Raw genomic sequence first — 26,499 nt, forward strand, 5'->3', positions numbered from 1 at the left:
ATGCGCGCACTGGTTTTATGTTGTTTAGTTTTCGTTATTCAAGGCTGTAAGAGTCTGCCCAAGGAGCAGGCAGTGCAAGTGGGTGCTAGGCCTTACTATTTAATCGACAAGATGACTGATGGGCCTTTAAAGCAGCAACTTGCGGCATGCGGTAATGGCCCTTTCTATAAAACTGATTTTGTAATTGGTCATCGCGGTGCCCCTATGCAGTTTCCTGAGCACAGCAAAGAGTCATATTTGGCTGCTGTAAGAATGGGCGCTGGCGTACTTGAATGTGACGTTGCCTTTACTAAAGACAAACAACTCGTGTGTCGCCATTCACAGTGCGATTTACACACCACTACCAACATTTTAGCGATTCCTGAGTTGGCTGCAAAATGCAGCCAACCTTTTACCCCGGCCAAAGACGGTCAACCAGCTCAGGCTAAATGCTGCACCAGCGATATCACCCAAGCTGAGTTTTTAACCCTAAAAGCTAAAATGGATGGCGCCAACCCAAACGCCAAAACCGTCGCAGAGTATATGCAAGGCACACCAAGCTGGCGCACTGACTTATACGCAAACAGTGGCACTGTTATGACCCACCAGCAAAGCATTAAGTTATTCAAATCACTGGGTGTAAAAATGACACCCGAGCTAAAAAGCCCAGAAGTTAACATGCCATTTAACGGTTTTAGCCAGCAAGATTATGCGCAAAAAATGCTTGATGAGTACCGAGCTACAGGTGTGAATAGCGATGATGTGTATCCGCAATCATTTAATCTTGAAGATGTGAAGTATTGGCTAAACAATCACCCTGAATTTGCAAACAACAGTATTTATCTTGATGGCCGAGATGAGCAAGCAGACTTTGATGCCATGGATGACACCACCTGGCAGCCATCAATGCAGGCTCTGTATGACGATGGAGTACGCATTATCGCACCGCCAATATGGATGCTTTTAAGCCTTGATGAGTCAGGTAAAATCGTGCCATCGCTTTATGCTATTAAAGCTAAACAAGCAGGGCTGAACATCATTACTTGGAGTTTAGAGCGCTCAGGTCCATTAAATAATGGTGGTGGTTATTATTACCAGTCGATTGCCAGCGTGATTAAACAAGATGGGCAAATGATGAAAGTAGTAGACGTCCTTGCTAAGCAAGTGGGTGTGATGGCTATTTTCTCTGACTGGCCTGCGACTCTTACCTATTACGCAAGCTGTATGCAGTACCCTGCCTCAATAAAATAGCTGAGCATCAATAAATTTCAAGGGCTTTGACTCGTCCAAAAGGTGGGGCTGAGGTATTATTAGCTAAACCGTTTTTTACAAGGATTAACATGATTATTCAGCACCATAGCCACGACATAGCGACCAACACAGGCACAATGCGCACCAGTATTTATCGCCCTGTAGAAGAAGGTAAATACCCGTGTGTTATTTTCTATTCTGAAATTTTCCAAGAAACAGCCCCTATTGCACGCTCTGCGGCAATACTTGCTGGTCATGGTTTTGTCGTGTTAGTGCCAGAAGTTTTTCATGAGTTAAATCCTATTGGGACGGTACTTGCTTATGATGATGCTGGAAAAGACAAAGGCAATGCCGACAAATGGGCAAAACCGCTTGAGAGCCATGACTCAGATACTGACGCCTTAATTGCATTTGCACGTCAGCAAGATTACTGCACAGGAAATGTAGGTGCGATGGGCGTATGTATTGGTGGTCACCTTGCATACCGTGCCGCATTAAACCCAAGTATCAAAGCCGCTTTTTGTTTATACGCGACAGATATACACAGTGATACTTTACCAGCACAAGCAGGGAATAACTCATTTGAGCGCATGGCAGATATTAAAGGTGAGATCCACTTTGTTTGGGGTAAACAAGACCCACATGTACCAAAAGAAGGCCGCCTTAAAATTTACCAACAAGCGGTGGCAACAGGCATTAATTACCAGTGGCAAGAAGTGAACGCGCAACATGCGTTTATGCGCGACGAAGGCGACCGATACGATCCTGTCCTTGCCATCAGCATGTATCAACAAGCAGTCGCTTTATTTAATCGCACGCTTGTTTAAATCGTCATAGTGGCTACTTGATTAGTAAAATAATCCTTCAAGTAATCAAGTAAAACCCGCAGTTTTTTGCTTCCCGCCGCCCCTGGCGGGAATACGCCATAAAGTTCAATATCAGCAGTTTTGTAATCATCTAAGATTGTGCGTAACAATCCTGCTTTGATCCTTGGCAATGCATCATAAACTGGGATTTTCGCTAAGCCATGCCCAGCTTCAACAAAGGCAGTTCGCGCAGCGGCATTATTGGTACTTATGCCACCACTAACTGCCACCTCAAAGCGGCGTTTATCTTTTTCGAGCGTGACAACAGCACTACTTAGTTGATACACCACCCATGTATGCTCCGCTAAATCGGCGATGCTCTTAGGTATAGGGTATTTTGTAAAGTAATCGACTGAACCACATAAGCAAGTCGCCATACTTGCAAGTTTAGTCGCTTGTAAGTTTGAGCTTTCAAGGGCCACGCCTCTAATCGCTAAGTCGTAGCCTTCTTTGATGATATCAACCACATCATCACTAAGCTGTAAATCAATATCAATTTTCGGATACAAACGCTTAAACTGAGCAAGTGCCGGCACCACAAGTTGCAAGCCTACATTCACCGGACAACTCAATTTAATAACCCCAACCGGTTCACTCTTTAAGTTCTCAAGGTGTAAATTAGCAGCTTCAGCGTGCTCGGTGATAGCCTGACAACGTTCATAATAAGCCATACCAGCTTCGGTAAGGGTCATGGTACGCGTTGAGCGGTTAAGTAACGTGAGCTTTAATTGCTGTTCTAATTTCTTTAAGTGATAACTAACTACAGCCCTTGATAAACCAAGTTGTTGAGCCGCTTTAGTTAAGCTGCCTTGCTGCACAATGTGGGCAAACACCACCATACTTTTTAATTGCTCAAACGATACTTTCATACAAACTCCTAATCTAACCTGAATAATTGTATCAATTATTAAACCAATGAAGTCAAATTTATCTGCGTTGTTTAACTCAATTTTCATCCCTATAGTGTTATCAACGATGTTTAATACACAAAGAGGGTTCACTATGTCAGCTAAGAAAATTTTAATGGTACTTACTTCACACGATGAACTTGGCGATACAGGCCATAAAACAGGCTTTTGGGTTGAAGAATTTGCAGCACCCTACTACGCCTTTATTGATGCCGGTGCAGAGGTAACGTTAGCTTCTGTTAAAGGTGGCCAACCTCCGGTTGATCCAAACAGTGCAGCCCCTGATGCAGCAACCGATGCCACAAAACGATTTGAGCAAGACAGCGCAGCAAAAACCTTAATGGCCAATACTAAACCACTTGCTGAAGTTAAAGCTGATGATTTTGATGCGGTATTTTACCCTGGCGGCCATGGTCCGTTATGGGACTTAGTTGATAACCAAGATTCAATTAGCTTGATAGAGCAATTTCTTAACTCAGAGAAACCAGTGGGTGCAGTATGTCACGCCAGTGCCGTATTACTGAATGCGAAAAGTGCAGCTGGTAAATCTGTGGTATTTGATAAAAAAGTAACCGGCTTTAGTAACTCAGAAGAGGATGCCGTACAACTTACCAATGTTGTGCCATTACTTGTTGAAGATGAGCTAATCAAACAAGGTGGTCAGTATCAAAAAACCGATGATTGGGGCGAGCTTGCGATTGAAGATGGCCTACTAATCACAGGGCAAAACCCTGCAAGTTCTGAACTTGCTGCGAAAAAACTATTAACCAAATTAGGTTAAACTAGCTCAACATGACCTAGACCTTTAGTAAACACCTTGCATATCAAGGTGTTTACCTTCACTTTTAATAAGTTATACTCATTCGGTCACATTGATTTAAGAGCTTCTCATCATGACTGAAAAAAAAGCTGTCAAAATTCCTCCTATCAGTAGTAAGCGATTCGCAATTTTAGGCATTATGCTGATGTGCTTGGTACTGCAAATAATTAATACCCTACCCGGCATAAACTTAAACGGTTTAGGTATTTTGCCAAGGCAAATGTCTGGTTTATCAGGGGTGTTTTTTGCGCCATTTTTACATGGTGGCTGGGCACACCTTTTTAGTAACCTAGTGCCATTTGCTATTCTCAGCTGGCTAGTTTGCCAATTTAGCGTAAAACGCTTTTGGCTGGTGTTTGCAGGCACTGCGCTCATTGGTGGATTACTAGTATGGCTATTTGGCCGCAGCAATATTCATGTAGGGCTCAGTGGTGTTATCTACGGTTTATGGGGCTATTTAATTAGCTACGGCATTATGCACCGCTCATTCAAAGCCATTTTAATCAGTATTGCGGTTGTTGTGTTATACAGCGGCCTGATTTGGGGTGTCTTCCCGCAGCGCATTCATATTTCATTCGAAAGCCATTTATTCGGCGCAATTAGCGGCGCACTAATCGGCTATATAATGGCAAAGCGTGATAAGCAAAAGAGCCCTAAGCTTTAAACTGACAGCTGAAAGCTGAAAGCTATTGGCTTCTAGTCTCTTAACTTCATTGTCACCATCACAACGCCATGGTCGGTACTTTGATCATCATAGGCAAACTGGGGGTTGATCAAGTGCTGATCATAGGTGTGATAATCAACCACCTCAAAAAAGCTACCCTGAAACCCGGCATCAAACTCACGGGATAACAAAATATAATCAAATACTGAGCTGCTACTACCAAAATAGTGGGTGGCTTCTCTGTCGTTCTCGGTGACAACATGGCGCTGATAGAGTTGCCAACTATCTTGTAGTTTGAACTCTGAACGAGATGGGCTATTTTGCCTATGACCGCTAAAACGAAGGTGGTCAGCGATTAAATGGTTAAGAACGCCATCGTGTAACTCATTATTAAAGTCCCCCATCACAATCACAGGGTTATTGCTATGCGCTCTGCGTTTAATAATTTCAACGAGTAACAGTGCTGCTTCACTGCCACGTTGTATGCTTGATGCCCAGCGCCCAAGGGCTTGCGATTTTAACTGCATAACTAAGTTTTGCTGTTCGCTGTGGCTTTCATCATCTTGGTGATAGAGCATGCTACGTTTTGATTTAAAGTGCACTACATAGCAATCGACGTGTCCTAAGTGAGGTACTTCAAGTGTCGCGCGAATAATACTGCGGCTAAAGTTAAAATTATCGCTCAAGCCCATCGCTAAAATATCATCTTGCTCTGCCTCAACCTGACTGACATCAACAATTTTATAGCGTGAGGCAATAGCCACAACCGGATCGCGATAAATAAAGTCATCAATCACCGTTGGCTCATCAACGACTGCAAAATAGAGGTAACCCTCTGCGTTAACTTGTTGTTTCAGTTCATTGATACTGAACACTTCTTGAAAGCCAATAATGTCTGGCTGCTGATTTTTAAGATAATCGGCCAACCAGCGCTGCTTTTTGGCCCATTGCTCAGCGCTATAAATGCGCTGAAAATCATAAAATGCGTCAGGTGGCGCTAAATAATTATATAAATTAAATGTCGCCACCTTTAATTGGCTGTTTTCTATCACTTAATTCCTTATTCGTGCAACCACTCAGTGGCAATAATCGGGTCTTCAAAGTATTTCACTTCGCTACTGATAAACCAGTTACCCACTTTGCTTGCCACTTGTTGCCAGTGTTTGTTACCAACTACTGCTATACGGCAAAACTCTTTGTTGTGTTTAAGGCCTAGCTTAAAATCATCCCACGCGGCTTGTAACTCCCAGCCTTCTAACTCAGTAATATCAACATAGGCTCTTATTTTTGCACTCGGAACTGCCGCTACTGCATTATCGATAAGAGGGGTAAGAGTTTTGTAATCGTCATGCGTGAGCTTCCCCACAATTTTCATTGTGAGATAAAAAGTCGTGCCAGTGCGCTCAAGGCCAATGGCTAAACCATGCTTTTTCATGTCATCCTCCTTGTTATTCATAATTAATAACTGTACTTCCCTTGCTTTATCTGATCAACTAGGATGGTAGTTTCGTAATGACATTCATTAAAGCACAATTTAGGAGTTTCAATGAGTAATACCGACAGTTATACACCACCTAAAGTGTGGCAATGGGATGCAGAAAACGGTGGTGAATGGGCGAAGACAAATCGCCCGGTCTCAGGTGCAACCCACGAGCAAGACTTGCCCGTTGGTAAACACGATCTTCAACTCTACTCGCTTGCGACACCAAACGGCCAAAAAGTGACTATCATGCTCGAAGAACTATTAGAGCTTGGTATTGATGAAGCTGACTACGATGCATTTTTAATTAAAATTGGCGATGGTGACCAGTTCTCTTCAGGGTTTGTAAGTGTTAATCCTAATTCAAAAATCCCAGCCTTAATGGATCACAGTACAACGCCCGTTACTCGCGTGTTTGAGTCAGGTGCAATTTTACAATACTTGGCTGAGAAATTTGATGCGCTGATCCCAAGCGATCACGCCAGTAAAACAGAATGTCGTAATTGGCTATTTTGGCAAATGGGCTCTGCCCCCTACTTAGGCGGAGGCTTCGGTCACTTTTATAGTTATGCACCATTTAAAATGCAGTACCCAATTGACCGCTTCACCATGGAAGTAAAACGCCAGTTAGACGTACTAAACCGTCATTTAAGCGACCATGACTACATGGCTGGCAGCGAATATTCAATCGCCGATATCGCAATCTGGCCGTGGTATGGCAGCTTAGTACTTGGCAATTTATATGATGCAGCTGAGTTCTTAGATGTTGAGTCATATAGTCATGTGATGCGCTGGGCAAAACAAATTGAGCGCCGCCCTGCAGTAAAACGAGGTCGCAGAGTTAACAAAACATGGGGTGATGAAGCTGAGCAGTTAGCGGAGCGCCACTCTAAGGAAGATTTTTAAGGGCTTAATTGCCCTTTTTCATAACCTCTGAACCCTATGAAAAAGCTCAGTAAAGAAGACATCTACCAACGCCTTAGTAACACCGAAGACGCCCGTGCCTGTAAAGCAATTGATGAAGCCGCTTGTAAAGTGGTACCCGGCAATTTTATTACTCTATTAGTAAGTCAGCTATTCAGTAAATTTGCAGATGCCTTGTTAAACCCTAAAGTGACCCTGCCTTGGCTATTACAAAGCATTAATGTACCAAGTAGCTTTATTGCTTGGCTTGTGCCTATTCGTGAGTCAGGCTCAATGCTGCCACAACTGGCCATCGCCAGTGCTATTCGCAAGCTCCCAGTCAGAAAGTGGGTTTGGGTGATTGGCGCAATTGTGCAGGCTTTATGTATTGTTGGTATGCTGATTTGTGCTTTAACACTCCAAGGTGCAACTGCTGGGTTTGCTATCATCGCTATTTTAATTGTCTTTAGCCTAGCCCGTGGCTTTAATTCCATCGCTGCAAAAGATGTATTAGGCAAGGTTATTCCAAAACAGCAGCGTGGTAGCATTAGCGGTCTTGCTGCGAGTTTTGCCGGATTTGCAACGCTCACTTTTGGTCTTGGTTTATGGTATCTACAAAGCCTTGGCTATGAAAATGGGGTGTATGTTGCATTAATGCTGGCCGCTTTAATGTGGCTGTTTGCAGCACTCAGTTATAGCCGCATTCAAGAATACAAAGGCGCAACCGAAGGCGCTGAAAACGGCTTTTTACATGCTTTATCAAAATTAAAACTGCTTTACCAAGATAAGCAATTTGCTCATTTTATTGTCACTCGAGCATTGTTGTTATGCTCTGCTTTAAGCGCACCGTTTTATATCGTTCTTGCCAGTGAACAGGCTTTCGACTTTTCACTACTTGCTACGTTTATGGCGCTTTCTGGGCTTGCCAGCTTAGTCTCTGCGCCTATCTGGGGTCGATTAAGTGACTTATCGAGCCGCAAAGTATTAGTGTTTGCTGCAATGCTCGTCACCCTCAACGGTTTCGCCGTTTATTTAGTAGCTTATCTTAGCCCACAAACGCTCAATGAGTTTTGGCTATTACCGCTCTGTTATTTTTTACTCACCGTAGCTCATCAAGGGGTTCGCCTTGGTCGTAAAACCTACCTTGTTGATATGGCTGAAGGAAACAAGCGCACTGACTACGTCTCTGTCAGTAATACGGTGATCGGGGTTATTTTATTACTGCTAGGTAGTGTTGGCTTATTGAATAGTTTTTTAACAACGGCAGAATTAATTTTTTTCTACAGTATCTTAGGCTTAGTCGGTGCTATAAGTGCTTGGTTTTTACCTGATACCTAGACCCTACCTTAAAAAAAGCGCATAATCTTGCTGTTTTTTATTCCCAAAAAAGGACTTACTATGAAAAAGGCAGCTTTTGCACTTTTAACGCTACTTACACTTTCTGCTTGTAGCACCAGTGTGCCTATTCGTAACTTTGACGCAAACCCTGTACCGCAAATGGCATCTGGTAAACATGACCTTGAAAGTATCAAAACCAATATTTTAAAAGCATGTATGAAACTAGGTTGGACGTGTCGTTCAAACGCTGAAGGTCAAATCTTAGGTAAACTTGATATTCGTAAACATCAATTACGCGTTGATATTACGTTTAACGAACAAGAATACTCGATTGATTACAAAGATTCGATAAACCTTGATTACAATGGCAAAAAAATCCACCGCCAATACATTAACTGGGTTACCAACTTAATGCGCAATATTGATGCTGAATTAGCCTATAAATAAAATTGACGCAGAATCAGGTATTAAAAAAGGCGACCTAGGTCGCCTTTTTCTTTGCTAGTTTTTCAGGTTCTTATCGAAGAACTCTAAAAACGCTTTCAACGTTTTAATTCTATACGGCTGGTGCGATAAGTAATGGTCGCCATCTTCGAGCTCAATGTAAGTAACATCTTTGCCTTCGTCTTTAAGTTCATCATCCATTTCACGACTATGATAAACAGGCACCACGTTATCATCTGAGCCATGAACCAATAGCACCGGGCGATTGATTTGCTTCGCAAAATTAACAGGCGACACCTTTTCTAGTTTATCGCTATCAGTACCAAATTGCTTACGCACAATTTCTTTATTAGTGAAATGTCGCGCCTTACTAACAATACGCTCAAGGTCAGTAACGCCAGCAAAGCTTGCTGCACATTTGAATGTTTCTGGGTGCTTAACCACCGCCATTAATGCGGCATAACCACCATAACTTGCCCCACCAATACAGATTTTATCTCCATTAGCGATACCTTCCTTAACAAGCCAATTAGCAGCATCTTGCAAGTCATCTTGCATTTCTTTACCAAAACCTTGAACTGCGGCCATCTCAAATTCATGACCATAGCCACTCGAACCACGGAAGTTTGGTTGCAGTACTGCATAACCATTGTAGGCAAGTAATGCTGTCCAATAGTCAAAACCAGCATAATCACGAGCCATAGGGCCACCATGCGGGAACACAATAGTGGGTAATTTATCCCCTTCTTTGTAACCCACAGGTAAAGTTAAATACCCTTCAATAGTTAAGCCATCACGGGCTTTATAACTGATTTTCTTTTTACCAGTATAAACTGTGTCATCAATATCCGGGAATGCCGATGCAAATACGGTTAACTCGTTAGTATCACGATTCCCAAGCAGGTAAGTTCCTGTGCTGTCGTCGCTTGTCAAATAAACCACATATTGACGCTGATCTTTACTGGTATCAATAATATCAATATCAAACTTATCTGCTGGTAATACACCACGTAATGCAGTGTATAATTTATTTAAGTCATCGTTCCAATAACGAATGCCATCTTCTAGATGCGAATGAGTAAAACCAGCTACCTCACCGGTAAGTGGCGAATAAAAAATAGAGCCGTCAAAATCATAGTTGTCATCGCTGAACACTAACTCTTTTTTCATGGTTGCTAGGTCCATTTTATAAAGCGCATCATAGCCATCTTTAAGTGCTTTGAAATAAAGAATATTAGGGTCTTTATCAAAGCCTAAAATTGTCACGACATCAGGGCTAAATGCTTTATATTTAAATAACGTTTTACGATTATCTCTATCTTCATCGTAAAGAATATATTCAAATTCATCTTCATCCATTTTAAGAGCAATTCGTACATTACCTTGGCGGTCTGCTTTCCAAGCAATGACTTTGTTACGTGAACGCTGCACTTTCTTTTTACGAAGTGTATTTAAATCAAGTTCATACACACCAGGCGCATTGGCAACATCAAAGTCACCTTGCACTAAGATTTTATCTTTATCATTAGGTAAAAAACTGATGACCTGATCGCCAAATTGAGGTTGGCGTTCATCACGGTTATAGTTTGGTTCATTGGCTAGTTTCGCCTTGCCTTTATCGTTAATATTGTAGGCATACATGCGAGTCGATGAATATTTAGGACCGCCAAATTGACGTTGAATATAGCGCGCACCTAAAAGTAGCACTTCATCATTTGCCCATTCATACCAATCGAAGAAAATAGTGTGGTTATCTGAACGGATAATAGAATCAGCTTGTTTAGTTTCACGGTTATAAACCATTAAAACTAACTCACCATTTACATTTCGAATAAACGATAAATTTTTACCATTTGGCGAAAATTTTACTTGGCTAAAAGCCCGTAAAGAGGCGAAAGATTCTACAGGGAGTTGGGTGTTTTCAGCAGCACGGGGCATTAAGCTGAGCACTGCCAAAAGTGTAAGCAGTAAGTACTTCATAATAAAGTCCATTTCTATTTTTATTGTACCGGCAATAATAACATTAAATTATAAAAAAAGACCAGTTCACAAATTTAGGCACACCATTCATTCGTTTAAAGCGAACATAACACTCGATTAATAGCATTATTAATTTATTTTTTGCTAATTATAATGGCTGCATAACTTCAGTTTTCTTAGGTGACATGATGAAAAAAGTACTTGTGTTAAATTCATCTTTAAATGGTGAACAAGGTAATTCAAGCAAACTTAGCCAACATTTTGTTGAGCAGCTTGCTAACAACCAACAAATTTCAGTAACAACTCGCGATTTAAGCGACAATGCGATTGCTCACTTAACGCAGACAGAAATGGCTGCTTGGATAACTGATGCAAACGAGCGCAGCGATGAGCAAAAAGCACTTGCTGCAATTTCTGACGATTTAATTGCTGAACTTAACGATAACGACCTGATTGTTATTGGCATGCCAATGTACAACTTTGGTATTCCATCAACATTTAAAGCTTGGATTGATCGTATTGCTCGTGCTGGTATTACGTTTAAATACACTGAGCAAGGCCCAGTAGGTTTAATTACAGACAAAAAAGTAGTGGTACTTGCTGCACGTGGCGGTATGTATCAAGGCACAGAGATGGATACACAAACTAAATACTTAAAAGATGTACTTGGTTTTGTGGGTATGACTGACGTTAACTTTATCTATGCAGAAGGCCTTGCGATGCCGGGTGCAGAGCAAAGCTTAGAAGCAGCACAAAACAAAATAAAGGCTTTTACCGCGTCGCTTTAATAAGTGATTAATAAAGCTAGATATAAAAAAGCGGTCATCATGACCGCTTTGTGATTTACGCTGTGACCGATAACAGCGAATCACCTTCAGATAAACCAAACTTTTCTTGCACAGAGGCTAGAATCGCTTCTTTATCTTCTTCTCCCAGTTGATCAGAATATTGCGCTAACAACTCATCTAAATAACTGACAACTTCTTCAGTATCAACCTGCTCGAGTGAGTTACCACTTGGCGGCGGCGGTGGTGGACCAGGCGGGCGTTCACCTTCAGGGCGACCTAATTCACCGACTTCAGCGGCATCAAAGCCAGCTTCAGCCATAATTGCTTCCATCTCTTGACCCGGTTGAATACCTGCGTCCATAAATGTTTGCATAATAGATTGTGCATCTTCTGCAGTTAAGTTTTCAGGATCAAACTGAGCTAAGGTTTCATTCATTAACTCTGTTTGTTCACTGGTTAACGGCTCTGCTTGAGGTCGTTGCATGGGCTGAAAATTCGCACCCGATGAAACACTGTTGATCATCGTTGATTTTCCTTACGTTTTGGTGGTTTATGGTTGTTGAACTCGTCTTCAGTTACTTCACCATTTTGATCAGCATCCATGTCATTAAAAATGGTTTGCAGCATATCTTCAGGCATAGGCTGTTCACTAAACTCAGTAAAATCAATCACCCCATTGCCATCAATATCAATAGTCGTAAAGTCAGGTCGTGGAGGTGGACCGCCTTGATGGTCGCGAGCAAAGCAAGCGGGCGCTGTGGCTAACAACGAAATAGCTAAAACAGAAAGTGCAGATAAATGCTTCATAGCGAACCTCTTATGTCATTCAATTGACCGTAAGCATAATCTGAATACCATCCAAAAGTGTGTGGGCAATATGCAACAAATGTGGAAACTTTGTGGATTACGTTAGCAATTAATCGAAGTTGTGACTTGTTACGTATGAAGAGCAAAACAATTTTCCAACACGACGATTATGGCAGGCTCAAAAAAGCAAAAAGTGAATCTTGTTTGGTTCAAACGTGACCTAAGACTCTCTGATCATCAACCACTTGCCAATGCGATTGCATCAGACCTGCCCTGCATACTGATTTATAACTTTGAGCCACTATTACTCGAAGATCCCCATTACAGCTTAAGGCACTGGCGTTTTGTTGCTCAGTCACTTAAAGACATCAACCAACAACTTGAAAAATACAACGCTGAAATCGCCATTTATAATCAAGAAATGATTACCTTGTTAGAAACCCTTAGTGAAGATTTTGATATTGCAGGGGTTTATAGTCATCAAGAAATAGGTCTATACAATACCTTTGAGCGAGACAGGTTGGTGAAGAGTTGGCTAAACAACAAAGCGATTCCATGGTATGAAACACCACTTGGGGGCGTTAAGCGCGCGCGACCTAAACACTTTGACTGGCAAACTTATTGGCATGGCGTGATGAACCAACGTCTTGTAACGCCAAATTGGCAAGCATTTAATGCAATTTTGCCTAATAATTACCAAGCAGCGACTGTGTTGATGATTTTCTAGAGCACGACCCGCAGTTTCAATATGGTGGCCCTCATGCAGCCAGAGCTTGCCTACAGAGCTTTGTAGAAGAACGAGCAATGAACTACCAAAGTGGCATTTCAAGCCCATCAAAAAGTAGAGATTCATGCTCTAGGCTTTCGCCTTACTTAGCCTTTGGTAACCTGAGCCTTAGGCAGGTTTATCAAACCCTAAAATACTATTTAGCTAAGCAGCCTTTAAGCTGGCGTCGTTCATTACATGCTTTTGAATCTAGGCTTCACTGGCATTGTCATTTTATGCAAAAGTTCGAAACTCAGTGCAGCATGGAGTTTGCACCGCAAAATGCTGGCTACCTACACTATCCTTATCGCGATGATGAACTCGTTGCAGAGCACTTAAAACGCTTTGAACAAGGTCAAACAGGTATTCCTTTAATTGATGCGTGTATGCGCTGCCTCGCAGCAACGGGTTACATTAATTTTCGAATGCGCGCTATGTTAGTCAGCTTTATGACCCATCATATGAACATTCATTGGCATCCTGTTAGTTTAATTTTATCGCGTTATTTTTTAGATTTTGAACCGGGAATTCATTACCCACAAATTCAAATGCAAGCATCGGTCACAGGAACCAACACGATTCGCTTATACAACCCAATCAAGCAATCTGAAGACAAAGACGCAGATGGCATGTTTATTAAAACATGGTGCCCTGAACTTAAAAATTTACCTATAGAAGATCTCCACCAGCCATGGCAACAGCCGCCAATGGAGGCCTTATTTAATAACTTTAAACTCGGCGAAGGCTACCCTGAGCCCATGGTCGATATTGAACATGCAGCCAAGCAAGCACGTGAGCGATTATGGTCATTTCGAGAACGTGATGATGTAAAGCAAGGTGCCAAGGTCGTGCTGCACCAGCATGTTACAAGCCTTAAAAAGCAACACCATGGCTCATAAAAAGCTTAATTTACCTAGTAAAACCTGCCCTGTTTGCGACAGGCCATTTATGTGGCGTAAGAAGTGGCAACGCGACTGGCAGCATGTTAAATACTGCTCAGAGCGTTGCAAGCGTGAAGCGAAGTTATTACAACAAAGTTTGTCTAGGCAATGAACTTGTAACCGTTTCTTTTTCAATAACGCGGGCTGGTTGATTTTTAAGTTCATTCAACAAAGCCTCAAGACGTGCAGCATAGTCTGAATTAAATTCAGCCTGCACTTTATTTTGTTCGACTATTAACGAAAGTAAATCGCGATTATTTGATGCGGCTAATTGTTCAGACAACTGCCCTAATAACTCCGATTGAGAGCAGTTATCTGCAGACGCTTTGAGTGCAGCTAAAATTGCATGCAGCGAATCATCTTGCTGATTATCAGTAATGAGCTTTTCCAATTGCGCTGTGAAATGCTGAAGTTGTTGCTGTGACGCTGCCAATAGACTCATTTTTAACTCTTCAATTGCGACTTTAGGTGAATGAACTTCTAAAAGTTGCGCGATATGAGCTAACTGGTCTTGATGGCTTACTTGTTGAGTATGCAAATTCAAGGCATCTTGTAACCCAGCAAAACTTTGCTTAGTGTTATTTCCATTAATCGCTTTAGTAAGCTGCTCAGCCAAATCAGCAAGCTGACTCTGCGGGTTTGATTGTTTTACCACCTCGGTTAACTCCGTTAACTCATTGCGGCTATCAAGCTTGGCTAGCTGCTGTAAAATTGCATTTAATACAGCCCGATTATCGGTGTCTTTGACTGCTGACGTTAACTCTCCTAGCTGTGATTGACACTGGGTTTGCTTCAGCGTTTCAATTAGCTCTTGTAGTTCTTTACGGTTATCAAGCTGGCCGAATTGTTCAGCCAAAACGGCTAAAGGCTGTTGATAATTGTGGTTTTTTAATATCGCAATTAATTCATTAAGCTGCTCAGTCGTATTGCTTGTTGCTAACAGCTGGTTTAACTGCTCAAAACTATCTTGATATGGCGCTTGCACAAAGCCCTGTTGAATCGTACTTTGCAATGAATGTAGAGCTGGTTTGGTATCTAATCCTTTTAAATTGATACCTAGGCTACTTAGTAATTCACTATAATCATGACTCAAATTAGTCTTACTTAACTTGCTCGCAATGGTCTCTAAAGACTCGTTTAAGAATCCCATTTGCTCGACAGCCATCATGGCCGGACTACCAGCGCCATCTAACTTATTCAGACGACAAAAATCTGTTTTGATTTGAGTAAAACGAGTCTGCTCCTGCTTAGTTAATGTACCTCGTAATTCTCCTAATTTAAGCAGGTTCTCCTCAGAGCCCTTACTTAAGGTCTGAGCTTCACCACGGTAATGATCTCGGATCAGATTCTCAAGCTCTTCTTCATTCATGGCTGCAACGACTTTTTCAGCCATTTTATTCATGTTCCGATAACTACCCTGTAGTTTAAATGGCGGTTCTGTACGGTAGTTATTGTCTTGTGCAGCCGAAGCGATGTACTGAGCATTCACTTTCAATACGGTGTCGCGAACGGTCATCAAGCGAGTTAATACGGCCTTTATTTCATTCGCTTCAGCTTGTGAATAGCCGTACTCAAGTTCATTTAAAGCTATGTCTTCACCTTGGCAGATACGAACCAACTTATACAAATCGTCCATATTACGATTTGCTAACGGAGCAAGAACGGCATTCGATGTTAACGCATTCTCAATAAAACTCATGGCAAACTCTTGCTCGCAACCTGCTAGCGTGTCGCCTAAGTTATAAATATCAGCACGGTTAGCTAACATATCTGGGATTTTGAAGCTTTCACCTGATTCTGTATATGGGTTACCTGCCATCACAACAGCAAACTTTTTACCTCTTAAATCATAGGTTTTACTTTTACCATTCCAAACACCATCAATTCGGCGTGAACCATCACATAACGAAATAAACTTTTGTAAAAACTCAGGGTTTGTATGCTGAATATCATCAAGATAAAGCATGACGTTATTACCCATTTCAAAGCTTTGATTGATTTTTGCTATTTCTTTTTCAGCGGTTGCATTTATAGCTTGGGCAGGATCGAGCGATACTTGATCGTGTCCAATTGATGGGCAATTCACTTTTACAAACGTCAAGCCAAGACGGTTCGCAACATATTCAATCAGGGTTGTTTTACCATATCCTGGCGGCGAAATGAGTAATAGCATCCCCATTAAATCACTACGCTTATCTTTACCTGCAGAGCCAATTTGCTTCGCTAAATTATCGCCAATAATTGGAAAGTACACTTTATTGATCAGTTGATTTCGAACAAATGAGCTTAATGGACGAGCTTTAAACTCGTCTAGCTGAAGACGCTCTTTTTGCTGATTTAAAATAGTATTTCTCAACTGGTGATACTGTTCAAATGCTGGAACTTGGCTGGTTATATAGTGCCGAGTTCGTGCATAAAACTCCGCATAATTAACGTCCATTGCTTGCTCAACAACACGCTTATGTTGTCCCATTAAATCCGTAACAGCTGTATTAACCTGAATATCCAAAACCCTGTGCTTGATTGGCGTATTATCACTTAAGTGTAAATAGTTAGCGGCTTCTAACTGCACAGCCAATGGCATACTCGGTTGATGTTGGCAGTAAGCACTTATCCAGCTAAAAAATAACTGCGCACGGTCATTTAGATTACTAACATTCTCAGATGCTTGATTTAAATCGGCAAAGTACCCCTTCGCTTTTGCATCACTTGCAAACTGTTTAGCTAAGTTTAAAGCTTGCTGCGTTAGTACAAATTGAAGCTGCTCTGCGCTTTGTTGTTGCCCTAATTGCTTAACTAAATACTCAGCACTTAGTTCACATGAGAAATCCGTTAATTGTTGGCAAAAGCCTAACATTTGTTGACTAAATGCATCGATAAGTTGACTTATTTGCATCATCAAGGTTTCAGCAAAATGTCCCGCATTAAAATGCTTCTCCATCAGCATTGCATTACTTGCTTGATGGTAAAAAGTATTTACATCCTGTGTTGATAACTGCGCACAAAATAGTTGCGCCATCACCCGACAGCTAGCCGGATAGATAAGTAAATCGAGGGATGTTTTTTGCTGCAAAAGTGATTTAATAATTGCATGCGCGTCGTGGTCATGAATACCTTTTTCATAACCTTCTTGATAACGAGGCTCAGCAAACTTTTGTATCAGTTTAAGTAAAGAGCCATTTTGTTCAGCTTGTTGAAGCTCATCAAAACTCAATGGATGTTCAGCGTTTTCACAGGCTAGAATCATTTGCGCAGCAAGGTATTCACCTCGATAGACAAGATCACTTTCAGATACGAGCGTTTGCTGCCACAGGTGCTGTGTTTTAGCTAAAACGTTAAGTGATTGCTCATCACTAATTGGTTCAAAATAGTCAGTCCCAGTTAAGTGCAACATCAGCTGCTCATCACGGGGCAATAAGGTTAAATCTAACTGTTGTTTATTAACACTAAATGCATGCTTACCAATACTTACTGTGCTACCACCGTCACTGTAAATATCTTGTTTATCGCGCAGTGCACGTATCCCTTGATCTTTACTCGCTTTAAGTTTTGCTTGAATATCATCAGCACGAACTTCATCACCAATGTCTTTAAGCTCATTACACAACGCTCTTAGTTTGCTGATCATAGGATCTGATGCAAAATAAGTATTCAGTTTATCTAACTCAGAAAAGCTCAGCGCACGGCGATTCACACCTTGTAAAATCCGCTCAGCCGCATTGGCTAAATTTAGTGCCCGTCGCTGTCTTGCATCAATAAGGCTTTGCTTGTGGGCCTCAAAGCTTTCGTAGACATCGTCTCGCTTAGCAATAATTTCCGCAAGGTACTCATCAAAGTCACTAAATTGTGATTCCAATTCTTCAAGCTGGATAAGCAAACGAGAAAGCTGTTCATCACACGCATCTGGCGTTTTCGCATTGTTTAGGGCATTCGTTATGCTTTGTGAGAACAATTTAAATCGAGCCGCAAACTCCGCTTTAGCTTCCACACTGCCCAAACTCTTCTGGCGAATTTCAATACTTGCTTTTGCACGGTTAACTAGCGCATATACCGCACTGATATCTTCAAGTATTTGTGTACGAACGCGACTATCAGCGATATCAAGATCAAGCATGGTGTGGTTAAGTAAATCAAGTTCGCTACTTTGAGTATCTAATTGCTCAACATACGATTTTAACTCTGTAACACTCTCACTTTTATTACTTAACGCTTCAAGTTCAGCCAGTGTTTTATGGTAAGGCTCAAGAGCCGTATCTTTTTGTAAAAATTCAGCAGTTGCTTGGCTTAGCTGTTCTAGCTTTTCATCCGTTTGCTGCTGTAGCTGAGACAACGCCTCAACATCAATGTATTTAACATCTTCAAGGCTGATTATTTGTCCCTTTAGAACCTTAAGCGCATCAATACCTTGGACAAATTCAGGTGCTAACTTGAAACTATCGGGCCTAATTTCACGGCTTACTTCTGTAAATTGCGAATTAATTTCAACTAAGGCTTGCTTGGCCTTATTTTGAATTTCAGTCACCTTTTCAAATTCGTCTAAAACTTGTTCAGCCGTTTCAAAAATTGAATGTAAAGAAGTAGCAATGTCTGCAAAATCAGTTTCATTCAACCAATGGTAGCGGTCGAAGATATTGCGGCTTAATGCAATAAGATCCTCATAATGATAAACATTAGGATTCTGCTCGTTTATAGACTTACAGACACTGTATAAATCAGAAATACCTCGAACTAATTCTGGGTTACCTATTTTGCCGAATAAGCTGGTTGCAGGCGGTGCATTTGCTGCAAATTCCGATGAAACAAAAGGACTTTGCCAAATTTGAATTGGATGAACACGTTCGGCTTCGTCTTTATCAGCCTTAAAAGTTAGTGTTAAACCGTTACCATAGATACCATAGCCGTGACAGTAGATTGGATTTTGTAGGTTTTTCTCAATAATGTTATAGGCAAATAGCGCATAGCGCCCTTCGCTTGGTTCATAAAACACATATAAAACGTCTTCACCATTGGGCGCTTTAACTTGACGATGAAAATCTAAGTCCTTAATTTGCTCTTCAAATGAACGAGCTTGGCCTGACTGTAAGTAATAACCGCCAGGAAAGATAATGCCATGATCTTCAGGTAAACTAACGCAGGCACTGCCAATTGCATCTTGTCTTATCACTTGCTGAGTGCGCGTGTTAAAAATAAAGTATCGCCATTGCTTTTCACGATACGGAAGTATCTTTAATAAAATTAGCTCACCGACTTGCGCGTATTCAATATCACTATCAGCGAGTGACTGATTTTTATCATCAACGGGCTCAAAGTAGATGCCTTCTCCCGTATCCGTACTGTTTTCAACTTTGATGGTTAATGTGCCACCTAGCGTTTCTACGAATACTTGATCATTGATATTAACGTGGGCATGTCGTCCTTCAACGTGATGACTTCGGTCTGTTTTTAACCATTCAAAATCGTAGTCATGGGCATTTTGTATATCTCGTTCGCCACGGTTATCGATGTAATTAATTGTGTTATCTGGGTGAATTTCCCAACGAAATACCCTTACATCCGTTAACTTGTCACCAATTTGGAATAGTGCAAACAACTTACCATTTTGCTGGTAAAGGTGCTGAAGACTTGTTTGCTTGTAATAAGTATAGAGTTCCTCAAAATCGCGAATAAATCGCTTATCCGTTAAAAAGCGAGTGTGCTCAGGATAAGGTTCAACTTCATAATGTTCATCCTGCTCAATTAACTTATGGACACTGAAAACATCACTGATAGACGTTTCTTTTTTCAGACCAAGTGAAACGTTGTAAGCAAAAATAACTTTATCGCCAACAATCGCAATATCGCGTGGTGTACAGTTTTGTTCGGTGCGAACTCTTACCCGCCCTTTAACTTGTAACTCGGTGCTACCAAACTCCACAATTCGTTGTTTATTAACGTTATCGACTTGTGTTTTTAAGCTACTACCAAAATTATTTAAACGGCGTTTAATTAAATCGTACGAGCCCTGCTCTAATGCTTGTTGTGTTTGATCCGTCATGCAATCAGTCCTGATGTTTAAAAGAAGTTAGCCGCAGCAAATGCATGCTACGGCTAAAATAGGCTAGTCTTTAGACTCGAGTTCTGCTTTGGAGCCTAAATTACCTAACATGCTTAATAGCTGACTTTTTTCTGCAGCTGTTGTATTGCTCAATTGTTTAAGCAATTTACTCATGTTGTAGTTCTTTAGTGTTTCTGCCGAACCATTTGCCCCCGCTAACACCCCTTTTAAATCCTCAATTAAATTGCGGTCACCATTTAAATGATCTTTAAAGATAGTTTGTACCGTTTTGCTTTCATCAACGATACCATCGATTGATTTACCTAAACTTATCGCACTCATGAACTGATTAAAGAACTGACCATCACCACCCATGATATTAATATCAGCATCACCTAACGCTTTAGCCATTACATGAGCTTGGTGCTCTGCAATGTCTTTGCTTGCTGATAGTTTTGCTAACACTAATTCTTTTTGTTGATTTAGCTGTAATGTAAAGCTCTCATAATCACGTGCATCTTGATTCATCGAGTTAAGTGCTTGTAGTTTCTCTTCAAGACCTTTCGCTTCTGCTTGCATCTTACGTTCAAGGTTAATTGCTTCAACTTCACCTTGCTTCTCATTAGCCTCAGCCATTGCACTTTGAACCTGTGCCTGTGCTAAGCCAACTTCACGGTTACCCTGTGCTTCAGCTTCAAGTTTTTGACGAAGAACTTTAGCGTCTGCCTCACCTTGCAGTGCATTCGCTTCAGCTTTTGCTTTTATAACATCAGCTTCAGCAAGCCCTTTCGCAGCAGCTTCAACTTGCTGGGCTTGAGCGAGAATTTTCTTCGACTCGGCTTGTTGATTAGCAATACGAAGCTCTGCATTGGCCATTGTTTCTAGCTCTTTTGCTTTAAACTCAGCCGCTTGCTCCTGCGCTTTTGCTGCTTCAATATCTTTCACCAAGGCTTCTTCTGCTTCTGCTTTCGCACGAATTATGATGGCTTCTTTTGAACGCTCCGCATCGGCAAGCACTTTAACGTCTTTAATACGCTCTTCTTCTTCAGCAACTGACTTTTCAACAATCACACGGTCACGAATAACATCGGCAATTTCTTTGCGCTCGACTTCCAGTGCTTTTTCTTTGTTGATCCGTAAGATTTCAGTCTCTCGTTCGCGCTCAATAACCTCGATTTCACGAGCTCGTGAAACTTTTTCTTCTTCAATAGCAAGCACACGAAGACGATTTTGCTCTGCAATATCAAGCTCACGCTGTTTGTTTTGTTCGCTGATACCAATTGCTTCATCGGTTAGTAAACGTGCTTGTTCTGCTTTTAAGCGTTCTTCTTGACGAACTTTTTCAGCTTCTGACTCTTCACGAGCTTTAACGGTTTCAATTTCGCGTCTTTGACGAGCAACGGCATCTTCACGTTGACGTTCAATCTCTAAAGATTTTTCAGTTGCTTCTTGATTCTGAACTTCAATTTTTGCACGTTCATCACATTTCAATTGGTTGGTCGAAACATTTTGTATTGCAGTCATCTCAGTGATACGGCGAATACCTTCTGCATCGAGAATGTTTTGAGGATCAAGCTTTTCTATTGAGGTTTGTTCTAAGTAGTCGATAGCCACATCTTCAAGGGTATACCCTGATAAATCTTGGCCAATGACTTCTTTGATATTATCGCGAAACTCATTTCGGTGAGTGAAAAGCTCAACGAAATCCATTCGTTTGCCCACTGTTTTAAGCGCTTCTGAAAATTTCGCTTCAAATAACTCTTGCAATGTTTCATGCTCAGATGCCCTTGCACACCCCACTTGCTTAGCTACACGTAAAATATCTTCTTTGTTTTCATTTACACGAATATAAAACGTAATCGCGATATCAGCACGAATGTTATCTTTACAGATTAAGCCGCCTTTATCTTTACGCTCAAGAACCATACGCTTAGTCGAAATGTCCATTACTTCCATTTTATGGATGACTGGAAAAACGATGCCACCGGTTGTAGTTACATCGGGCTCGTTCTTCATTTTATTGATAATAAGCGCTTGACCTTGCTCTACTTTTCGGTAGAACTTACCGATGATTAATAGAATTGCGAAAATAACGACGATCGCTATCCCCACAAAAACCAATATTGGTATTAAGTTATCTAAATATTCCATGTTATGTCCTAACGTGATTATCGATTTTATTTTTTATTACTTCTTAAAGCCTAGGATCACCAAGGCTTTGCGGTAATGATGTAACAGTGTTTATCTTTGATGTGCTCAAGCAACACGGCAGTGTCACCAGAAGAGAATTGCTCATTATTTTCTGCACGAACTTCAATCAATTGCTCTGTACCTTGGTACTTAACGCGCGCTTGACCAAATGAGTCAGTCACTTTACCTGTGGCAACAACACATTCTAAGCCGAGTAGATCTGAACTTTGTGATGCACTTTTACTCGCAAAAAAGCGTCTTAATGGGCGTAATAAAAGGGCAGAAATAGGGATAGCGACCAAAAGGCTAATAAGTAACAACAAACCGCCAAGCACATAAAAAACAATGCCATTGCCAAGTACACTTGCAAAAAACTTGTGTGCATAAATGGTAATTAACCAGCTGGTCATCACCAACACACTTGCCGATACAGTAAGTGGTGCATCACCAAATCCTAATGTATGCCAAATGCTTCCTGAACTTGCTTGTGATACATCACTATCGACATCGGACTCAAACATATCAATATCTGCGAATCCGAGCAGTGTGATAGCCCAAAATATAACTACAACAAAAAGTAGAGCGGATAAAATAACCGAAGGAAAACTAAAAGCGAGGTTCAAAAATTCCATATTACTGCATTCCATTTTTATAATTATTTAGCGCCAATCAAGACCCTTAAATAGGTAAATAATTATCACTGAATTGACTTCACCTATTCAAGTTTCATTTATATATACAACAAAATTCAGCAACTATTAAGCTTTTTCATACAGATTGGCGTTTAAGTTGCACTTATATCGTTAACTCACAGTTTTCGGCACAAAACCCTGAAAGCCTTTCACGGTTGTCGAAAAAAATTTACAAAGGAGATGACGATGACGATTAAAAAATCTGCACATACGAGTTGGTCTGGTGATATTAAATCTGGCAAAGGCTATATTTCTAGTCAAAGTGGCGCGCTTGAGAAACAGCCATTTGGCTTTAACACTCGCTTTGAAGATAAGCCGGGCACTAACCCTGAAGAACTGGTTGCAGCGGCACACAGTAGCTGTTTTAGCATGGCGCTATCGCTGGCACTAACAGAAGCTGGCTTTGTCGCTGACGACATAACTACCAAAGCAACAGTGAGCCTTGATGAGGTTGACGACGGCTTCGAAGTGAGCCACATTGCACTTGATCTCAGCGCAAAGATAAAAGAAATTTCGGGCGAAAAATTTGAGCAACTTTGTGAACAAACTAAACAAGGCTGCCCTATTTCTAAACTGATGAATGCCGAAATATCACTCACCACAACGCTTAATTAAGCTTTATAGGCCAAGCGCTGCTTGGCCTTTTCACAAACTAACAGACCCACAACACTTTATTACAATGTAAGTAGCTGCTTGTTGTATTATCTTTATGAAACAAAACCAAATACAACAAGGATATGTATGTTTAAACAACTAGCCCCTATTGCTCTGGCAACACTTGCTTATTCAAACTGCTCTATCGCAACAGAACAACAGGTGAGTAAACAATGGTTCAATAGTATCGACTATACGCACATAGAGAATCACAGATATAGTTTTAATGCTTACCAATTAGTGAGCCATTACTACTTTGAGGAGCAGCAAAGCTCTGGGGTACTTGATGATTATGGCTACCTAGATACAGATTCAAACATTCGAGTGAATTACTTTAATAGCGATTACACTGATTATCTCGGTATGTTTGGTGAAGGATTTTATAAAAACTGGTTTGTTACAGGTGAAATTTACGATGTTGATGATACTGATGACTATACCTTAGGAATAGGCTACTTATTTGCCGATGCCTTAAAGGTCTCTGTAAATAGGGATGTGCGTGAATATGGTGATGATTATTTCCGCTTGAAAGCGCAGTATAACCTCCAAATCAACGATAAGGATTACCTTGGTTTTAGTGCAGAAACAGATGATGAACTCGACGTTTGGAATGTATCTGCCAGATACTTTAATCATTTAAGCGGCAGCCATTACATTACCGTCGATGTTGGCCACCAAGACAGCCTTTATGAATCAGCAAGCAATGCCATGATCAGCTATTACTTTGGCGAACACTATGCCATAGGTGCAGGGTTGGATGATTCTGAACTCGTTTTACAAGGTAAGTACTTTATTAATGATAAATATTATTTAACCGCTAATTACACTGAAAGCGGCTCAGCTGAACTTTATAACCTTAAGTTTGTTGCCCAATTCTAAATAGGAATGAGTCACCAGTTTAAAAAAACGCCGCTATAAAGCGGCGTTTTCAGTTTATAGAATTACATATTACCTAGCTTCATCATCATTGCAGTGTACATTTTTAAGTTCAGTGCTAACTGCTCTTCAGTAATAAACTCATGCTCTGAGTGGCCTGTGTACTTTTTACCTGGCATTGATGGACCGAATGACACCGCATTATCAAATAGTTTAGCATTTGTGCCACCACCAATTGACACAAAGCCCGCGTCTTTATCGCCAGTAAAGTGCTTAAAGATATCGAGTAATGCTTCTGCATGAGGCGCACCATCTAACAGCATTGGCGTACCAATTACCACTTTAGTGTCTTTTAAAGTGACATTATTAGTGGTTTGCCAAGCGCTAAGCGCTTCATTAATTTGCTGCTTAAGCACAGCTTCTTGTTTACCTACCGGACGACGCATATTAATCGACAGTTTAATGTCGTTACCGTCGCGGCTTAATAAGGTTGGCGATACAGTCATCGGGCCCATAAAATCATGCTTGTAACCAATTTCACCGAATTGCGCGCCGTATAAATCAAGGCCAATTAGCTGATTGATAAACTCAATTGCTTGGCCATCGCTATTGTTCTCAAGATCAATACCTTTAAAGATTTCTGCAAGGTGCGCAATGGCATTTTCACCCGCTTCTGGCTCAGATGAATGCGCTGAAATCCCCTTCACTTGGACTAACAAGCTATTGTCTTGCTCTGTCATCGCCACTTTGACGTTTTTAAGCTGAGCGACATTGTCGTGTAATTTAGCCACTGTCGCCGCATCAGCGTTATGTACTAACACGCTGGCATCTTCAGGGATTTGGCTAACAAAGGCGCCGCCTTTTAAGCCACTAACATATAAGCCTGTTTGTGCTGAGGTCGCAGAGAAAGTCGGCGCAATTAAGCTCCAGCCTTTTTCTGCAACAACCACAGGGTATGAAGCATCAATAGTGACAGCATATTTAGGTTGCTGATAGGTTTTCATGAACTCTTCGAGTGGTGCCCAGTCAGACTCTTCTGCAAGGTAAACCATTAATTCAATACGGTTATTTAAAGTAATACCGTTATCTTTAATCGCCTTCATTGCATGCAGTGCAGTCGCAATTGCACCTTTATCATCTTCTGTACCACGTGCAATTAGCTTTCCTGGCTCAGAGGTTTTATCCATTTCAAATGGACTTTGCTGCCATTTACTAGCATCTGCAGGTTGCACATCACCATGGGTTACTATGGTTACTTTGTCAGCTTGGTTACCCATGCCAATTAACACTGTGTAGCCTAAATCTTGATAATCAAAACCAAACTGCGCCGCTTTCATTTTTAAGAACGACTTAAAGCCAATGAAATCTGGGTTATCAGGAGTCGCTAGACCTTCTTTATTTACCGTTGGATACGAAACTAAATTCTCTAAGGTATGAATTTGCGCTTGTTGATATTGCTCTACCGCGTAGTTAGCCAGCTTTTCACTTTGCTCAGACACAGCTGCCTGACTAGAGAAAGCACTTAATAAAAATGCAGCAAGTAATGAATGTTTCAAGATAAGCTCCAGAGTTTAAGAAGGTTTTTAGAAAGTCGCCTTGATTGTAACGCTTATAACGCCGACATAACATCTCTAATTCAAGCAAAATAGATCGCTTAAAAATACCAACAAGGTACAATAGCCACTCACCCTATTAATTCGTTTGTTAGACTCATGAACCGCAGAAAAAAGATCTTCACTAAACTTAAGCAAAAAGATAAGCGCGCCAATGCCAAGTTGCATAAAAGCAATAAGCCGGCATACATCTCAAAGGCAGATCGCGAAAAATTAGCACAGCAAGAAGCTGAGCAGGAAAGTTAAAATACCTAGCGGTCAGGGGTCAGCGGTCAGCGGTCAGCGGTCAGCGGTCAGCGGTCAGCGGTCAAATTTAAAGCGCGATTTTATGTCGCGCAATACGCTAATTAACTTCACGCTTCATCAAAGACATTTATTTGCACAAAGAGGATATGAGGCGCTGCGCTTTAGAGGAAAACAACAAAGTTATGTTATTACTTCCTCATTGTCTTCTCATTCAGTTCTCTTTGTGAATCTATTTTCGGCACTAAAGTACCTCCTACGA

22 protein-coding genes and 1 pseudogene are annotated in these 26,499 nt (G+C 41.1%); 13 read left to right on the forward strand and 10 right to left on the reverse strand.

Going from position 1 to position 26,499, the window contains the following annotated elements; genetic code table 11:
* On the forward strand, window positions 1-1,230 hold the full coding sequence (locus tag C2M33_RS13665) for a glycerophosphodiester phosphodiesterase family protein (protein WP_105174668.1): 1,230 nt from the start codon (window positions 1-3) through the stop codon (window positions 1,228-1,230).
* Between the two features lie 89 nt (window positions 1,231-1,319).
* Window positions 1,320-2,057, forward strand: coding sequence for a dienelactone hydrolase family protein (locus C2M33_RS13670; protein ID WP_063700291.1), 738 nt, complete (start codon window positions 1,320-1,322; stop codon window positions 2,055-2,057).
* Here the strand turns inward: C2M33_RS13670 and C2M33_RS13675 are convergent.
* Window positions 2,054-2,965, reverse strand: coding sequence for a LysR family transcriptional regulator (locus tag C2M33_RS13675; protein WP_063700294.1), 912 nt, complete (start codon window positions 2,963-2,965; stop codon window positions 2,054-2,056). The two genes, C2M33_RS13670 and C2M33_RS13675, sit on opposite strands and share 4 nt — an antisense overlap.
* A gap of 133 nt (window positions 2,966-3,098) precedes the next feature.
* On the opposite strand from C2M33_RS13675, the gene C2M33_RS13680 reads away from it, so the two are divergent.
* Window positions 3,099-3,785, forward strand: a complete 687-nt coding sequence (locus C2M33_RS13680) for a type 1 glutamine amidotransferase domain-containing protein (RefSeq protein ID WP_105174669.1) — start codon at window positions 3,099-3,101, stop codon at window positions 3,783-3,785.
* A 112-nt stretch (window positions 3,786-3,897) separates the two neighbouring features.
* Window positions 3,898-4,488 carry a rhomboid family intramembrane serine protease gene (locus C2M33_RS13685; RefSeq protein ID WP_063700297.1) on the forward strand — a complete coding sequence of 197 codons (591 nt, stop codon included), beginning with the start codon at window positions 3,898-3,900 and terminating at the stop codon, window positions 4,486-4,488.
* A gap of 32 nt (window positions 4,489-4,520) precedes the next feature.
* Here the strand turns inward: C2M33_RS13685 and C2M33_RS13690 are convergent, their stop codons facing one another.
* Both C2M33_RS13690 and C2M33_RS13695 read right to left on the reverse strand, forming a co-directional pair.
* Entirely contained in the window at window positions 4,521-5,540 is a 1,020-nt protein-coding gene (locus C2M33_RS13690) for an endonuclease/exonuclease/phosphatase family protein (RefSeq protein WP_233999209.1), read from the reverse strand.
* 8 nt (window positions 5,541-5,548) lie between these two features.
* Entirely contained in the window at window positions 5,549-5,923 is a 375-nt protein-coding gene (locus C2M33_RS13695; RefSeq protein WP_105174670.1) for an STAS/SEC14 domain-containing protein, read from the reverse strand.
* A 111-nt stretch (window positions 5,924-6,034) separates the two neighbouring features.
* Between C2M33_RS13695 and yghU the strand changes: the two genes are divergently transcribed.
* Genes yghU through C2M33_RS13710 form a run of 3 tightly spaced genes read left to right on the forward strand, consistent with a single transcriptional unit; the run spans window position 6,035 to window position 8,656 of the window.
* The gene (gene yghU / locus C2M33_RS13700) at window positions 6,035-6,874 is read left to right on the forward strand and encodes a glutathione-dependent disulfide-bond oxidoreductase (RefSeq protein WP_055021453.1); all 840 of its coding nucleotides are present in this window, start codon (window positions 6,035-6,037) and stop codon (window positions 6,872-6,874) included.
* A gap of 36 nt (window positions 6,875-6,910) precedes the next feature.
* Window positions 6,911-8,209 (forward strand): MFS transporter, encoded by a 1,299-nt coding sequence (locus tag C2M33_RS13705; protein WP_105174671.1) that lies wholly within the window; start codon window positions 6,911-6,913, stop codon window positions 8,207-8,209.
* Window positions 8,210-8,269: 60 nt separating this feature from the next.
* Window positions 8,270-8,656 (forward strand): hypothetical protein, encoded by a 387-nt coding sequence (locus C2M33_RS13710; protein WP_105174672.1) that lies wholly within the window; start codon window positions 8,270-8,272, stop codon window positions 8,654-8,656.
* 54 nt (window positions 8,657-8,710) lie between these two features.
* Here C2M33_RS13710 and C2M33_RS13715 read toward each other — a convergent pair whose 3' ends face one another.
* The gene (locus C2M33_RS13715; protein ID WP_063700311.1) at window positions 8,711-10,633 is read right to left on the reverse strand and encodes an alpha/beta hydrolase family protein; all 1,923 of its coding nucleotides are present in this window, start codon (window positions 10,631-10,633) and stop codon (window positions 8,711-8,713) included.
* A 188-nt stretch (window positions 10,634-10,821) separates the two neighbouring features.
* On the opposite strand from C2M33_RS13715, the gene C2M33_RS13720 reads away from it, so the two are divergent.
* Window positions 10,822-11,421: an FMN-dependent NADH-azoreductase gene (locus tag C2M33_RS13720; protein ID WP_105174673.1), complete on the forward strand. Its 600-nt coding sequence runs from the start codon at window positions 10,822-10,824 to the stop codon at window positions 11,419-11,421.
* Window positions 11,422-11,476: 55 nt separating this feature from the next.
* On the opposite strand, the gene C2M33_RS13725 is transcribed toward C2M33_RS13720, so the two are convergent.
* Both C2M33_RS13725 and C2M33_RS13730 read right to left on the reverse strand, forming a co-directional pair.
* Window positions 11,477-11,944 (reverse strand): hypothetical protein, encoded by a 468-nt coding sequence (locus tag C2M33_RS13725; protein WP_063700315.1) that lies wholly within the window; start codon window positions 11,942-11,944, stop codon window positions 11,477-11,479.
* Window positions 11,941-12,228, reverse strand: a complete 288-nt coding sequence (locus tag C2M33_RS13730) for an EF-hand domain-containing protein (RefSeq protein ID WP_063700317.1) — start codon at window positions 12,226-12,228, stop codon at window positions 11,941-11,943. The genes C2M33_RS13725 and C2M33_RS13730 overlap by 4 nt, the downstream gene beginning before the upstream one ends.
* A gap of 169 nt (window positions 12,229-12,397) precedes the next feature.
* On the opposite strand from C2M33_RS13730, the pseudogene C2M33_RS21550 reads away from it, so the two are divergent.
* Window positions 12,398-13,893, forward strand: a pseudogene (locus C2M33_RS21550) (deoxyribodipyrimidine photo-lyase/cryptochrome family protein).
* Window positions 13,883-14,047 (forward strand): DUF2256 domain-containing protein, encoded by a 165-nt coding sequence (locus tag C2M33_RS13740; RefSeq protein WP_082873955.1) that lies wholly within the window; start codon window positions 13,883-13,885, stop codon window positions 14,045-14,047. Before C2M33_RS21550 ends, C2M33_RS13740 begins: the two are co-directional and overlap by 11 nt.
* On the opposite strand, the gene C2M33_RS13745 is transcribed toward C2M33_RS13740, so the two are convergent.
* The 3 genes from C2M33_RS13745 to C2M33_RS13755 form a co-directional block, all read right to left on the reverse strand.
* A complete protein-coding gene (locus tag C2M33_RS13745; RefSeq protein WP_105174674.1) occupies window positions 14,021-19,969 on the reverse strand; it encodes a DNA repair ATPase in 5,949 nt (1,982 codons plus the stop codon). The two genes, C2M33_RS13740 and C2M33_RS13745, sit on opposite strands and share 27 nt — an antisense overlap.
* A 63-nt stretch (window positions 19,970-20,032) precedes the next feature.
* A complete protein-coding gene (locus C2M33_RS13750) occupies window positions 20,033-22,120 on the reverse strand; it encodes an SPFH domain-containing protein (protein ID WP_105174675.1) in 2,088 nt (695 codons plus the stop codon).
* A gap of 56 nt (window positions 22,121-22,176) precedes the next feature.
* The gene (locus C2M33_RS13755) at window positions 22,177-22,791 is read right to left on the reverse strand and encodes a hypothetical protein (RefSeq protein WP_063700321.1); all 615 of its coding nucleotides are present in this window, start codon (window positions 22,789-22,791) and stop codon (window positions 22,177-22,179) included.
* A 246-nt stretch (window positions 22,792-23,037) separates the two neighbouring features.
* On the opposite strand from C2M33_RS13755, the gene C2M33_RS13760 reads away from it, so the two are divergent.
* Both C2M33_RS13760 and C2M33_RS13765 read left to right on the forward strand, forming a co-directional pair.
* A complete protein-coding gene (locus C2M33_RS13760) occupies window positions 23,038-23,466 on the forward strand; it encodes an OsmC family protein (RefSeq protein ID WP_105174676.1) in 429 nt (142 codons plus the stop codon).
* Window positions 23,467-23,592: 126 nt separating this feature from the next.
* The gene (locus C2M33_RS13765; protein WP_105174677.1) at window positions 23,593-24,384 is read left to right on the forward strand and encodes a putative porin; all 792 of its coding nucleotides are present in this window, start codon (window positions 23,593-23,595) and stop codon (window positions 24,382-24,384) included.
* A gap of 62 nt (window positions 24,385-24,446) precedes the next feature.
* Here the strand turns inward: C2M33_RS13765 and C2M33_RS13770 are convergent, their stop codons facing one another.
* Window positions 24,447-25,937, reverse strand: a complete 1,491-nt coding sequence (locus tag C2M33_RS13770) for a dipeptidase (protein WP_105174678.1) — start codon at window positions 25,935-25,937, stop codon at window positions 24,447-24,449.
* A 156-nt stretch (window positions 25,938-26,093) separates the two neighbouring features.
* On the opposite strand from C2M33_RS13770, the gene C2M33_RS13775 reads away from it, so the two are divergent.
* Window positions 26,094-26,240, forward strand: a complete 147-nt coding sequence (locus C2M33_RS13775; protein WP_105174679.1) for a DUF2986 domain-containing protein — start codon at window positions 26,094-26,096, stop codon at window positions 26,238-26,240.
* The last annotated feature ends 259 nt before the right edge of the window (window positions 26,241-26,499 follow it).

This window comes from Pseudoalteromonas sp. T1lg122, assembly GCF_002964825.1.
GTDB classification, from domain to species: Bacteria; Pseudomonadota; Gammaproteobacteria; order Enterobacterales; family Alteromonadaceae; genus Pseudoalteromonas; species Pseudoalteromonas gelatinilytica.